14 protein-coding genes and 2 tRNA genes are annotated in these 12,666 nt (G+C 67.3%); 8 read left to right on the forward strand and 8 right to left on the reverse strand.

Features of this window, described 5'->3' with window-relative positions; genetic code table 11:
- Positions 1–123: 123 nt before the first annotated feature.
- From K8P10_RS13620 to K8P10_RS13635, 4 genes are read left to right on the forward strand one after another with little or no spacing between them, the layout of a single operon-like run.
- Positions 124–1,272 (forward strand): glycosyltransferase, encoded by a 1,149-nt coding sequence (locus tag K8P10_RS13620; protein ID WP_224779438.1) that lies wholly within the window; start codon positions 124–126, stop codon positions 1,270–1,272.
- Positions 1,269–2,345: a glycosyltransferase family 4 protein gene (locus K8P10_RS13625; protein WP_224779439.1), complete on the forward strand. Its 1,077-nt coding sequence runs from the start codon at positions 1,269–1,271 to the stop codon at positions 2,343–2,345. The genes K8P10_RS13620 and K8P10_RS13625 overlap by 4 nt, the downstream gene beginning before the upstream one ends.
- Entirely contained in the window at positions 2,342–3,376 is a 1,035-nt protein-coding gene (locus K8P10_RS13630) for a glycosyltransferase (RefSeq protein ID WP_224779440.1), read from the forward strand. The genes K8P10_RS13625 and K8P10_RS13630 overlap by 4 nt, the downstream gene beginning before the upstream one ends.
- Positions 3,376–4,203 carry a glycosyltransferase family 2 protein gene (locus K8P10_RS13635; protein ID WP_224779441.1) on the forward strand — a complete coding sequence of 276 codons (828 nt, stop codon included), beginning with the start codon at positions 3,376–3,378 and terminating at the stop codon, positions 4,201–4,203. The genes K8P10_RS13630 and K8P10_RS13635 overlap by 1 nt, the downstream gene beginning before the upstream one ends.
- A gap of 4 nt (positions 4,204–4,207) precedes the next feature.
- Here the strand turns inward: K8P10_RS13635 and K8P10_RS13640 are convergent, their stop codons facing one another.
- Positions 4,208–4,945, reverse strand: coding sequence for a SurA N-terminal domain-containing protein (locus K8P10_RS13640; protein ID WP_224779442.1), 738 nt, complete (start codon positions 4,943–4,945; stop codon positions 4,208–4,210).
- Between the two features lie 229 nt (positions 4,946–5,174).
- Here K8P10_RS13640 and K8P10_RS13645 point away from each other — a divergent pair, with 229 nt between their 5' ends.
- Positions 5,175–5,639: a hypothetical protein gene (locus K8P10_RS13645; RefSeq protein WP_224779443.1), complete on the forward strand. Its 465-nt coding sequence runs from the start codon at positions 5,175–5,177 to the stop codon at positions 5,637–5,639.
- Positions 5,640–5,653: 14 nt separating this feature from the next.
- Here the strand turns inward: K8P10_RS13645 and K8P10_RS13650 are convergent, their stop codons facing one another.
- Positions 5,654–6,955, reverse strand: coding sequence for a replication-associated recombination protein A (locus K8P10_RS13650; protein ID WP_224779444.1), 1,302 nt, complete (start codon positions 6,953–6,955; stop codon positions 5,654–5,656).
- A gap of 125 nt (positions 6,956–7,080) precedes the next feature.
- Positions 7,081–7,512: a GNAT family acetyltransferase gene (locus K8P10_RS13655; RefSeq protein ID WP_224779445.1), complete on the reverse strand. Its 432-nt coding sequence runs from the start codon at positions 7,510–7,512 to the stop codon at positions 7,081–7,083.
- Positions 7,513–7,633: 121 nt separating this feature from the next.
- Here K8P10_RS13655 and K8P10_RS13660 point away from each other — a divergent pair, with 121 nt between their 5' ends.
- A complete protein-coding gene (locus K8P10_RS13660) occupies positions 7,634–7,957 on the forward strand; it encodes a hypothetical protein (RefSeq protein WP_224779446.1) in 324 nt (107 codons plus the stop codon).
- 55 nt (positions 7,958–8,012) lie between these two features.
- Here the strand turns inward: K8P10_RS13660 and K8P10_RS13665 are convergent, their stop codons facing one another.
- Positions 8,013–8,636, reverse strand: coding sequence for a malonic semialdehyde reductase (locus tag K8P10_RS13665; RefSeq protein WP_224779447.1), 624 nt, complete (start codon positions 8,634–8,636; stop codon positions 8,013–8,015).
- A gap of 103 nt (positions 8,637–8,739) precedes the next feature.
- Here K8P10_RS13665 and K8P10_RS13670 point away from each other — a divergent pair, with 103 nt between their 5' ends.
- Positions 8,740–9,111 carry a helix-turn-helix domain-containing protein gene (locus K8P10_RS13670; RefSeq protein ID WP_224779448.1) on the forward strand — a complete coding sequence of 124 codons (372 nt, stop codon included), beginning with the start codon at positions 8,740–8,742 and terminating at the stop codon, positions 9,109–9,111.
- Here K8P10_RS13670 and K8P10_RS13675 read toward each other — a convergent pair.
- From K8P10_RS13675 to K8P10_RS13690, 4 genes are all read right to left on the reverse strand, one after another.
- Positions 9,077–10,171: a linear amide C-N hydrolase gene (locus K8P10_RS13675; RefSeq protein ID WP_224779449.1), complete on the reverse strand. Its 1,095-nt coding sequence runs from the start codon at positions 10,169–10,171 to the stop codon at positions 9,077–9,079. The genes K8P10_RS13670 and K8P10_RS13675 overlap by 35 nt on opposite strands.
- Positions 10,172–10,198: 27 nt before the next feature.
- Positions 10,199–11,605: a glutamate decarboxylase gene (locus K8P10_RS13680; protein ID WP_224779450.1), complete on the reverse strand. Its 1,407-nt coding sequence runs from the start codon at positions 11,603–11,605 to the stop codon at positions 10,199–10,201.
- Positions 11,606–11,808: 203 nt separating this feature from the next.
- Positions 11,809–11,882 (reverse strand) — tRNA-Met (locus K8P10_RS13685).
- Between the two features lie 34 nt (positions 11,883–11,916).
- Positions 11,917–11,988, reverse strand: a tRNA-Thr gene (locus K8P10_RS13690).
- Positions 11,989–12,107: 119 nt separating this feature from the next.
- Between K8P10_RS13690 and K8P10_RS13695 the strand changes: the two genes are divergently transcribed.
- On the forward strand, positions 12,108–12,584 hold the full coding sequence (locus tag K8P10_RS13695) for a hypothetical protein (RefSeq protein WP_224779451.1): 477 nt from the start codon (positions 12,108–12,110) through the stop codon (positions 12,582–12,584).
- The last annotated feature ends 82 nt before the right edge of the window (positions 12,585–12,666 follow it).

Raw genomic sequence — 12,666 nt, forward strand, 5'->3', positions numbered from 1 at the left:
GGGGCGGCGACGCCCCCGTCGACGGGGTGGCGCTGCCGTGCTCGCGTAGCACCCGGATGAGGCACACTGCAAGGCCCTACTCACCGAGGGCTCAAGGACACCTAATGGTCTCTATGAGGATCAATGCGCAACAGTGACGCCACCGGCCCGTCGGGGCCCGCCCTGCTCGAGCACGATCGCACTCCGGAGAAGTTCCCGCGAATCCGCGTCGCCTCGATTCCCGAGGACCACGTCTACGTGCGGCATCTCGCTCCCGAGCGCGACCTGCCGGGTATGCCGGTGGTGCAGCGCCTCCGAGACCCTGACCCCGACGACCCCGTCCGCCCCGCGCAGTCGCGGTGGTGGCCTCCCGTGATGCTCGAGGCCGAGTGGGTGCGCGAGCACCCGGAGTTCGACGTCATGCACCTCCAGTTCGGATTCGACGCCCGCACGCCCGAACAGTTGCAGAAGTGGATCGATGCGCTGCGGGAGACCGGCCGCCCGCTCGTCTACACCGTTCACGACCTGCGGAACCCGCATCATCTCGACCGTCGGCTGCACGACGCCCAGCTCGACGTCATCGTGCCGCAAGCGGACGCACTCATCACCCTCACCCGCGGTGCTGCGGCCGAGATCCGTGAACGCTGGGGGCGCGAGGCCCACGTCCTCCCCCACCCTCACGTGGTCGACTTCGCCACCATGGCCGAGCACGCGGAGCGTCCCCGCAATGCTTCGACGTTTCGAGTCGGCGTGCACGTGAAGAGCCTGCGCGCGAGCATGGACCCCCTGCCGGTGATCCGTGCCATCTGCGCCGCGACCGAGCAGTGGCCGGGCCTCGAAGTGCAGGTGAACGGTCACCGCGACGTGCTCGACGCCGACGGCGAACGATACGACGCCCCTCTGGCGGAGTTTCTGCAGACTGCCGCCGCGCACGGATCGCTCGACCTCCGCATCCACGACTTCTTGAGCGACGCCGAGCTGTGGGAGTATCTGTCTTCGCTCGACGTCTCGGTGCTCCCCTACCGGTTCGGCACCCACTCCGGGTGGCTGGAGGCCTGCCGCGATCTCGGGACAGCTGTCGTCGCACCGACCTGCGGGTACTTCCGAGATCAGGGACCGGTCTTCGAGTACACGCACGACGAACACGGCTTCGACGCCGAATCGCTCACGCGCGCACTGCGGCGGGCCAGAGACGCCGGACGACCGGATACCGCGTCCATTCGGACGCGCCGCGCGGAACGGGAGCGCGTCGCCGCGGCGCACTCACTGCTCTACGAACGGCTGCTGCGGTGAACCCGCTGCGCATCTGCATCATCGCTTCGAGCCGCTTCCCGATCCGCGAACCGTTCGCCGGCGGTCTTGAAGCGCACACCCACTCGCTGGCGACCGGACTGCTCGAGCGGGGGCACGACGTCAGCGTCTTCGCGGCGCCCGGATCCGATGAGCGGCTCCGCATCACGACCCTCGACGTGGCGCCCTACGCCCCGTCGGACCATGCCAGAGCCGACGTCGGAGCGCCGCCCGAACTCTGGATGCGCGAGCACCACGCCTACCTCTCCCTCATGCTCGCGCTCGCCGGTTCGGGAGCCGACCGATTCGACGTGGTGCACAACAACAGCCTGCATCATCTTCCGGTGGCGATGGCCGCGTCCATCGCCGTTCCGATGGTCACGACCCTGCACACCCCGCCGACACCCTGGCTCGAATCGGCACTGCGATTCGCAGCGCCGGAATCGCGCTTCGTCGCGGTGAGCCGCGCCACTGCCGAGCACTGGCGGTCGGTGACGCGGCCGGAGGTGATCCGCAACGGCGTGGACACGCACCGGTGGGTCGCAGGCCCCGGTGGCGAGCGCGCGGTGTGGACCGGCAGGCTCGTCCCCGAGAAGGCGCCGCACCTGGCGATGGACGCGGCGAAACTGGCGGGGATCCCGATCGATCTCGCCGGCCCCTCCTACGACCAGGACTACTTCGCGGCGCAGATCGCTCCGCGTCTCGGACCAGATGCACGGTACCTCGGACACCTCGACACCGAGGCGCTCTGCCGGCTCGTCGGCGGGTCAGCGGTCGCGCTCGTCACTCCCGTCTGGGACGAGCCGTACGGTCTCGTCGCTGCGGAGGCGATGGCCTGCGGTACGCCGGTGGTCGCGTTCGCGCGCGGCGGGCTCGGCGAAGTGGTCGCTCATCCCGGCGGGGTGCTGAGCCCGCCAGGGGATGTGGGCGCGCTCGCCCGTGAGATCGGGCGTGCTCGGCGCATGTCGCGCCTTGCGGTCCGCGCCTACGCCGAGGAGCGCCTCTCGAGCGCCCGCATGATCGACGACTACGTCACGATGTTCGAGCGAGTCGCGGGCGTGAGGCAGGCTGCGTGATCGGTTACTACGTGCACCACCACGGCAGCGGTCACGCATCGCGCGCCACCGCGATCGCTCGAGAGCTCGACGAACCGGTGACGGGGCTCTCTTCGCTTCCCCGCCCCTCCGCGTGGCCCGGCGACTGGGTGCAGCTCCCTCTGGACTCGGGTGACGCCGATGACGATGCGCGCGCCCAGGGCCGCCTGCACTGGGTGCCGCTCGGATCGGAGGGACTCCGGGACCGCACGGCGAGGGTCTCGTCGTGGATCGCCTCCGCCCGGCCACGGGCACTTGTCGTGGACGTCTCCGTCGAGGTGGCACTGCTCGGCCGCCTTCACGGGGTCCCCATCGCAGTCGTCGCACTGCCGGGAACACGTGACGACGAGGCCCATCGGCTCGGCTTCGAGATCGCGTCGGTGGTCCTCGCCGCGTGGCCACCCGAGGCCGCCGATGTCATTCGCGGCCTGTCGCCTGCGGCCCTTCGCAGGCTCGTGGCGGTGGGGGCGATCGGCGGCACCCTTCCTGAGCGGGGCGAGGAGCTGCGGTCCGCGCCCCTCCCGCGCAGGGCTCTCGTGCTGGCCGGCAGCGGAGGAGACGATTTCACCGCTGCCGCGGTGCTCCGCGCGCAGCGCTCGGCGCCAGAGTGGACCTGGGAGCACCTCGGGGGCTCCGGAGCCTGGGTCGATGACGTGCGCCCGCGCCTCGACACCGCGAGCGTCGTCATCACGCACGCCGGCCAGGGAGCGCTCGCCGACGTCGCCGCGGCCCGAAGGCCCGCTATCGTGATTCCGCAGTCTCGCCCGCACGACGAGCAACTCGCGACGGCGCGTGCGCTGCGCTCTGGCGATTGGCCGGCCCTCGTGCTCGATCGGTGTGTCACGAGCGGGTGGCAGGAGCTCCTGGAGCGGGCGAGCGCACTCGATGGGGCACAGTGGGCGAGCTGGAACGACGGCGGAGGCGCCGCTCGCGCGGCGGCCGCGATCGCCCAGCTCGCCGGGCTTCACGGGGTCGACGGAGTTGACGGCCCCGCCGAACGGGGGATGCGCTGATGCGCACCGCCGTCATCACGATCGCCCACGGGCGTCACGACCACTGGCGCATGCAGCGCACAGCACTCAGCGGAGGGACGCACGCGTCACTCGCGGACCGCCACGTGCTCGTCGCGATCTCGGATCCCGGACTGCCGGTCGACGAGCACGCGCCCCAGCTGCGCACGATGCGCCTGGAGGGAGATCCGGCTCGCCTGCCCCTCGCCCGCGCCAGGAACCTCGGTGCGGCAGCGGCGATCGAGGACGGTGCCGAACTGCTGATCTTCCTCGACGTGGACTGCATTCCCGGAGCCGGCCTCGTGGCCGGGTACCGGAACGCGGCTCTCGCTGCGAACTCCCGCGGACACCTGCTCTGCGGGCCTGTCACGTATCTCGAACCGTCTGGGCCCGAGGGGTACGACCTCGCAGACCTGCCCGCGCTCGACGCCCCGCACCCGGCCCGCCCCGCGCCCGGCCACGGTCAGACCGTGACGGGAGGCAGCCACGAGCTCTTTTGGTCCCTGTCCTTCGCCCTCGAGACGTCGACGTGGGAGCGCATCGGCGGATTCGACGAGGGCTACGCAGGTTACGGGGGCGAAGACACCGACTTCGGTCAGCGCGCCCGCACCGCCGGAGTCGACCTCGTCTGGGTGGGCGACGCCAGGGCCTACCACCAGCACCACCCCGTGCAGGATCCGCCGATCCAGCACCTTGACGACATCCTCCGCAACGGTGCCCGCTTCGCGGAGCGGTGGGGCTGGTGGCCCATGCGCGGGTGGATCGATGCGTTCATCGACCTGGGGTGGGTCGACACCGACGGATCGGGCGGCTACGTGCGGGTGCGGTGACCGATCACAGGTGGATGGTGATGTCCGCGCCCTCGCGCAGGTCATCGACGATCCCCTGGGCCGCCTCGTTCTGCTGCTGCATCTTGGACTGCTCGGCGAGCTGCTCCTTGACGTCCTCGAAGGGCGGCATCTCGCCGCCGGCGTCGGCAGCAGCGCTCTGCTGCTCGACCAGCGCGTCGTACTGCTCCTTGAGTTCGGCATCGCTCGGGTCGGCGATATCGGCTTCCTGCTCGATGTACGCCGTCACTTGGTACTGCGTTGCGAGGTCTTCGCGGACCTCGTCCTCGCTGAGACCCTGCTCCTTGAGCGCGGCGAGCACGTCGTCACCCGACTCCATGCCGTTCTGCTCGGCGAGACCCGTGAGTTCGTCGTCGATGTTCGCGTCGGTGGGCTCGATCCCGGCCTTCGCGGCCGCCTGCGTGAGCAAGTGATTGTCGACCAGGAGGTTGGCGACCTGCTCCTTGAGCGCATTCTGGTCGACTGCTTCGCCAGTGGTCTGCGACTGCATCGCCGCCTGCTGCAGCTGCCCCTCGTAGTTGCGGGTGAACTCGTCGAGCGAGATCTCGTCGCCGTTCACCTCGGCCACCACGTCGGGCAGCCCGTCGAGCTCCGCTTCTGGCACTCCTGCTTCCGCTCCGGCGGACGTGTCCGTCTCATCCGCCGCACCGTCCGCAGAGGAGCATCCGGCGAGCGCCAGAGCGGCGACGAGAGAGACGGCGGCGAGAATGCGCTTGATCGGCATAGGCAAAAAACTCCTCAAGAGGTCGGAACCCGCGACGCTACACCATCAGACCGGACATCCCGTCCAGAAACGGTCGCTCCTCTCAGCGGACGGTCAGCCGTGACGCGGTGTCACATCGGGTCGTGACCCGGCGGGACTACTTCGCGCAGATGTCTTTCGGAAGACTCGAATCACTGCATTCACGAGTCCCGGCGGTCACCGCGCGAGACCGGGAGAACGGAGGGTCCTCATGTTCGCCGATCTGATCACCCAGCTGCAGGAGTTCGTCGATACGCTGCCGTTGGCCCTGCAGGTGATCGCGGTACTCGTCATCGGGATGGTGCCAGCACTCGAGGGCGACGTAGCGGCAGCGATCGGGATCGTCGCAGGTGTTCCGTGGCTCCTGACCGTGCTCGTCGGCGCCGGCGGCACCGTGCTGACGACCCTCGGAGCGGTCGCCTGGGGATCGCGCATCGGCGACAAACGCCGAAAGGGTGAGCGCGAGCGCAAGATCATGGCCCGGGTGGAGAAGTGGGGCATTCCGATCGCCATGTTCATCGGCGGGTTTCTGGTGAGCGTGGCAATCAATGCGTTCGTGATGAGTGCCGCAGGGCTGAACCGCACGATCGTGCTCATCTCGGGTATCGCGACCGCGATCTTCAACACCCTCTTCGTCGCGCTCGTCGCCGCAGGAATTCTGCAGGCAATTCTCTGAGCCGTCGAGTCGCGTCAGGAGCGCTGTTTCCGTTCTCGCAGGCGCTGCCATTCCCGGACGCGATCCCGAACGACCTGTTCGAAGCCGTTGCCCGTCGGCCGGTAGACCGTTTCACGCGGGAGCCCGTCCGGAAAGTAGTCGGCGCCCGAGAATCCGCCCTCGGCATCGGGGTCGTACTGGTATCCCTCCCCGTACCCGAGATCCTTCATCAATCCAGTGGGAGCGTTGAGGATGTGCGCAGGGGGCATCAGCGAGCCCGTCCGCTTCGCGAGTCGTCGCGCCGCCCCGAGGCCGCGGTAGACCGATACCGACTTCGGGGCCGTCGCGAGGTAGATGACGGCCTGCGCGATCGCGAGTTCACCCTCGGGCGAACCGAGACGCTCGTAGACATCCCAGGCGGCGAGCGCCTGCTGCACGGCGCCGGGGTCGGCGATCCCGATGTCCTCGTTCGCGAATCGTACGATTCTGCGCGCGATGTACAGGGGATCCTCCCCGCCCTCGAGCATTCGGGCGAGCCAGTAGAGCGCAGCGTCGGGGTCGGAGCCTCGCATCGACTTGTGCAGCGCGGAGATGAGGTTGTAATGCCCCTCCTGCGACTTGTCGTAGAGCGGGGCGCGCTGCTGCACCAATCGGGTCAGCCCGGCGACGTCGAGCGTGCCGGTGACCGTCTGCAGCTGTTCGATGAGATTGAGCAGATACCGACCGTCGCCGTCGGCCATGGCGACCAGTGCGTGACGCGCCTCCTCATCGAGCGGGAGCGGTTTCCCCGCCACCGCTGTGGCACGGTCGATGAGTGTCGTCAGTGCCGGCTCGTCGAGGCGTCGAAGGACGAAGACCTGGCAACGCGACAGCAGCGCGGCGTTCAGCTCGAAGCTGGGGTTCTCGGTTGTCGCGCCGACGAGCACGATGGTGCCGTCCTCGACGTAGGGCAGGAAGGAGTCCTGCTGCGCGCGATTGAACCGGTGCACCTCGTCCACGAAGAGCAGGGTGCCCTGCCCCACCTCCCGCCGCTTCTGCGCAGCCTGGAAGACCTTGCGCAGATCGGCGACACCCGAGAACGTGGCGGAGAGCGGCTCGAACACGAGGTCGGTGCGCTCGGCGAGCAACCGTGCGATCGTCGTCTTGCCGCACCCCGGCGGTCCCCACAGCACCATCGAGATGAGCCGGTGCTCGGCAACCATCCGGCCGATCGGCGCATCGGGGGCGAGGAGGTGCTGCTGCCCCACCACCGCCTCCAGCGACTGGGGGCGCAAGCGGTCAGCGAGCGGCCGGCCCGCCTCATCGGGTTCGAACAGCGACGGTTGAGTGTTCGGCATCGGTGCGGCTCCCTCCGCTCGGCCCGCGCGGCACTCCGATGTGCCGCGAGATGCGCAGCGTCAGACTACGCGCCGCCTCCGACATTCTGGAGTCGGGTCACCTCATCGAGCGGAACGGCGCGGCATCACTCGTCCGGGATCAGCCGCTTGCCGAGCACCGCCACGTCATTCACCGCGTAACCGTCAGCGCGGTAGAAGTCGATCACCGCGTCGTTCTCGGCCCGCACCATGAGCATGACCTTCGGGCAGCCGAGCGCGGTGAGCCGCACCTCCGCTTCGGCGACGAGCGCCCGCCCGATCCCCTCCCCGCGACGCCCGGGAGCACTCGCCAGGTAAGAGAGCCACCCCCGATGCCCGTCGTAGCCCGCCATGACGGTGCCGACGAGTCCGGCTCCCGGCCGGTCCTCGGCGACGAGCAGCAGATCTGGCCAGACCGATCGGGCACGCCGGATATCCTCGTGCGGGTCGTTCCACGGTCTCGTCAGCCCGACGTCGTGCCACAGATGCACCACGTCCGGGATGTCCTCGTCGGCCAGCGGGCGAATCACGATCGACATGCGCCGAGGTTATCAACCGGGCAACGCAGAAGTAACGATCGTCGCCAGCGATTGACGCCGCGCGTCGTCGGTTGGGACGGTGGGAGAGACGTGCACTACAAATGTAGCGAAGGAGTTCGCGATGACGGAGAACCTGATCGGCCCGGACGACCCCGACATTCCCGAGGAGGTCCCACCGCACCAGATCCGGCTCGACAACGCGGCGGTCGCGAAGCGCATGCTGATCTGGGGCATCGCGATCCTGATCTTCGGCCTGCTCTACAACGTCTCCTTCCAGCTCTTCTCCGCCCAGATGCAGCAGTACTTCCTCGATCTCATGATCGCGGTCAGCATCTTCGGCACGATGCTGCAACTGTGTCTGATGCCCCTCGCGGGAGGACTCATCGCCGGCTCCATCGTCGTCCGGCGGCTGCCCGAGCGTACCCCCGCGCGGCTCAGGGCATGAGCGAGGCCCGGGCGATCCACATCGGATCGCCCGGGCCTCGAAACTCGGCCGCGGGTCAGGCCCAGGCGACGGCGTCCTCGACAGCGACGCGGGGCAGACGCGGGAACCAGGGGTTCTCGCCCGGGTGCCCCACATTCACGACGAGGTGGCTCTTCCACGAGGTACCGGCGAAGAACTCCTGGTCGATGCCGTCGGTGTCGAACCCGGCCATCGGCCCGACGGCGAGGCCGTGCGCTCGGACGGCGAGGAAGAACTGACCCGTTGCGAGGGCAGCGCTGTACTTCGAGATGGGTTCGCGCGCCTCCGACGGCATGCTGCCGAAGTTCTCGCGGTACATCTCGCCGCGATCGGGGAACGTCACGGGGAACTGCTCGTGGAAGTCAGCGTCGTAGGCGAGCACGGCGACGACCGGGGCAGCTTCGGCCTTGTTCCGGTTGCTGCCCTCGGCGATGTGGGGCAGGAGACGGGCCTTGCCCTCGTCGGTGCGGACGAACAGCACGCGCAGGGGCTGGCCGTTGGCCATCGTCGGCGCGTAGCGGGTGAGCTCCCAGATGCTCTGGAGCTCTGCATCGGTGACGGGCTCGTCAGTGAACGAGTTCGCCGTCCGGGCGTCGGTGAACAGCAGTTCGCGCGACGGGGTGTCGAGCGTCTCCAGTGCGATCGGTGCGGTAGTGGTCACGGATGTACTCCCAAATCTTGTTGCGCTGTTATGGCTACGGATTCCAATGCTACTCCTAAAACCGTAGTTACAGTCAAGTTCGAAGTGGAGTATCATGACTGTTATGGCGACCGCCGGCGAACCGCTCGAGCCCGTCGCGGAGGACCACCGGGCCTGCGACGGGTCACTCACGCGAGCGTTCCAGTTCCTCGGCAAGCGCTGGAACGGCATGCTCATCAGCGTGCTCGCCGACGGCCCCACCAGCTTCAGCACGCTCAAGCGCGCGCTCGGCATCAGCGATTCCATGCTCTCCGACCGCCTCACGGAGCTCGCGCGAGCGGGCCTCATCGAGCGCAGCGTCGATCCCGGCCCCCCGACGACCGTCACATACTGCCTCACTGCATCCGGCCGGGCGCTCCTCCCCGCACTCTTCTCCCTCGGCGACTGGGCCAGGGAGAACCTCAGCGAGGAGGCGTGCGCGACGCCCCGCGCGTAGCCTGGTTCACCATCGCGACGAGTCGTGCGAACTCGTCGCGCTTCTGCGCGACGAACTCAAGCGCCTGCATCCCGGCCTCCACCACCCGTGTCTCCGCCTCATCGACCTCTGTGAACTGATAGCTCACGTTCCCGGAGAGCCCACCCTCCAACGCGAGACGGCCGACGAGGTCGAGCTTCATCACCGGTGACCCGCTACTGAGATCGAGTTCGACGAAGTCGACCCAGACAATGTTGGGTCTCGTCGTCGACTCGAATGCGTACCTCAAGCGCGTCTGATCAGCAACGACCTGCCAGATCGTTTGAGACGCCTCCGGCTTTCCGGGCTCCGGGGCTCGGAACGGCTGAGCCGCATTCCGAATGATACTGAACATGGCCGCCATCGCGGTCGCCGCGGACTCCGGAGTGCGCTGCTGCTCGAGATAGTACGATGCACGGATGAACCGGTCGCTCGCCAGCGTGGAGCCCGGGAGTGCTGACGGTGTCCCGGCTTCGGCGAACTCCCGCCACGCCGCGATCTGCTGCTCATAGGGGGGCGAGTTCGTCATGACCCGATACCCGGCGTCATGGTGCACGCGAGCCACACCATCGATGTACTCGATGATCACGGAATCGCCTGACGCATCGCTCAGGGCGAGGTGCAGTTTCGGCACGAGATGCCCCGTGGGATCGAAGAGCTCGACGACTTGGACCTGCGTGCGCTCCGTCCAGTCGACCGCTTCGGCGACGGTGCCGAACATATCGAGGTAGTACTGGAGCCACACCGCTTGGCTGAGCCGCACCCTGGAACTATCAGGGCTCCCGTACTCCGACTCGGTGAGCCACAGTACATGCCCGGCGAGGCCCGCTTCGTTCATCCCATCGGTCGCGATGAGGTCGAACGCCGTCGCGACCACGCTGCCGTACTTCGCGCTCCACGTCAGCTCTCCGCCCGCTCCGTCCGACCGATTGACTCCCCTCGGCATCTTCCAGAGATTCGTCAACAGGTCCATATGGAAGTCCATATTCCGCCCGACGACCACCGAGCCGCCGGCATCCGGCCACAGCACCCGAGTACACATCGATACCACTCCTCACTCGTCGCCTCCTCAATGGGCGAATCCGCCACCCCCGGCACGCCGAGGCATCGGTGCATCCAAGGACTCGAGAAACGACACCTCCTCACGGATCGTGTCGAGCAGGTACCCCGCAAGATCGCGGCTCAACCCCGCACGTACCACGATGCGTTGCACGACCACTTCAGTCAGGTGCTCCGGGAGCGGGTAGGCCGGTACCAGCCATCCCCGCATGCGCAGACGGTCCGCAAGGTCGTAGAGATTCCAATTCCTCGAAGACCCCTCCACCAGCCTCCAGGCGAACACCGGGATCGTGTCCCCCGCAGTCACCAGGGCGAACGGCCCCATGTCAGCGATAGCGCCCGAGAGGTACTGCGCCACGTCGAGGGAGTTCTGCTGGATGCGTCGATACCCCGCGAAGCCGAGTCGAAGGAATTGATAGTACTGCAACAGCACCTGCGCTCCAGGACGAGAGAAGTTCAGCCCGAGTGTCGGAAGGTCGCCGCCGAGATAACTCACATGGAAGATGAGGCTCTCCGGACACGCGGCACGATCGCGCCAGACGACCCACCCGACTCCCGGATACACGAGGCCGTACTTGTGCCCCGACGTGCTGACGGAGTTGACACGGTCGATGCGGAAATCCCAGACCAGTTCGGGCTGGCAGAACGGTGCCACCATCGCACCCGAGGCGCCGTCGACGTGGATCCTCACGTCAATGCCACGATCGCGTTCGATCTCGTCGAGCTTCGCCGCGATCTCTTGAACCGGCTCATAGATGCCCGTATAGGTCTGACCGAGGATCGCCACCACGCCGATCGTGTGCTCGTCGACGTACTGCTCAAGATCGGAGCCGTCGAGCCCGAGGTGCTCCTCGGAGATGGGCACGTATCTGGCCTCCACCTCCCAGTAGTTGCAGAACTTCTCCCACACGACCTGAACCCCAGCCGAAAGGACGAGGTTAGGTCGGTCCGCGGGCAGCCCTGATGCGAGTCTGCGCTCCCGCCACAGACGCTTCAATGCCAGTCCACCCAGCATGCAGGCTTCGGAGGAGCCGACCGTCGACGTTCCGATCGTGTCATCGGCATCCGCGATGTGCCACAGGTCAGCGAGCATCCGCCAGCAGCGTTCTTCGAGCTCTGCGGTCGCCGGGTATTCATCCTTATCGACCATGTTCTTGTCGGCGACCTGCGCGTACAGCTTCTGCGCGTTCTCGTCCATCCAGGTCGAGACGAACGTCGCGAGGTTCAGGCGCGCGTTCCCGTCGAGCATCGCCGCATCGTGGACGATCTGGTACGCCGTGTCCGACTGCATGAGTTCTTCTGGGAACTGGTACTTCGGCATAGAGGTCGCCTCGCCCGGCCGCGTGAACACCGGATCGATATTGAGCGCTGCGTCAGCGTGCCCTTCGTATCCATCATCCGGGAACCGATGCGTCATGAACTCCGCCTCTCTCCGAACCGGGCGCCGGCGACAACCACCTTCGGTCACCAACATCTCACAGCAGGGGTGCCCTGTCGAGAGTTACGGCAACTCAAGCACTGCCCGTTCCGCAGCGGCTTGCTGAACGGACCATCGGCAACTCGGAAGTCCCGGCAACGAAGAAACCCCCTCAGATGAGGGGGTTTCTTCGTGACTCTCTGTAGCTGAGGCGGGGCTCGATCCCGCGACCTCACGATTATGAGTCGTGCGCTCTAACCAGCTGAGCTACTCAGCCAAACTGGCCCGCACGAGGCGAGCCAGAGAGTCAGAGCCCCGAGCCAGGATTGAACTGGCGACCCCTTCCTTACCATGGAAGTGCTCTACCACTGAGCTATCGGGGCGCGGCTTCCCAGCGGAAGCAACCGTTCGAGAATAGCAGTTTTCGCGACGCCGCGCGAATTCTGGTTGGCTGGTCGTCATACCCCGAAAACATCGCTTCAATCGCAGAGGAAAACGCCCCGTGAAACCGCACCTGATCACCCTGATCGGCATCGTCCTGGCACTCTGGATGACCCTCGGGCGCTGGCTGTTCGGCATAGGCGGCACGCTCTCCATCTGGTACGTCCCGACTATCGGTATCGCTTACGTCTGGCTGCAGTGGTGGACGGCGCGCCGCATGACCCTCACGCACCGCAAGGGGCGCCGCACCCGGCGACGGGTGTTCGTCACGCTGATCCTCTCGTGGGCCAACGCCATCGCGTTCGGCCTCACGGTGCCCGACCTGTCAAACCAGGGCCTCCTCTCCCTCGCGGGCTTGTGGGGCGGTCCGGTGTGGAACGAGATGTCGATCGCACTCTGCAACCCGTTCGGAATCCTCGCCTTCGCCCTCACGATCGCCGCGATCGCCTTCGCCGCCGTCGACGGACGCGACCCCCGCCCCAGTGAGGACGAAATCGACGACGCCAGGCGGGCCATGGTGGAGCACCCGCTCGCCTGAGCCGCTGAGGCCTGGGTGCCGGGCAGCGTGAGCCGGTGTGCGCTGCGCCGCGCGACAGGCTAGGATAGATGACGCTGGCTTT

Source organism: Leucobacter sp. Psy1 (assembly GCF_020096995.1).
Classification (GTDB): Bacteria; Actinomycetota; Actinomycetes; order Actinomycetales; family Microbacteriaceae; genus Leucobacter.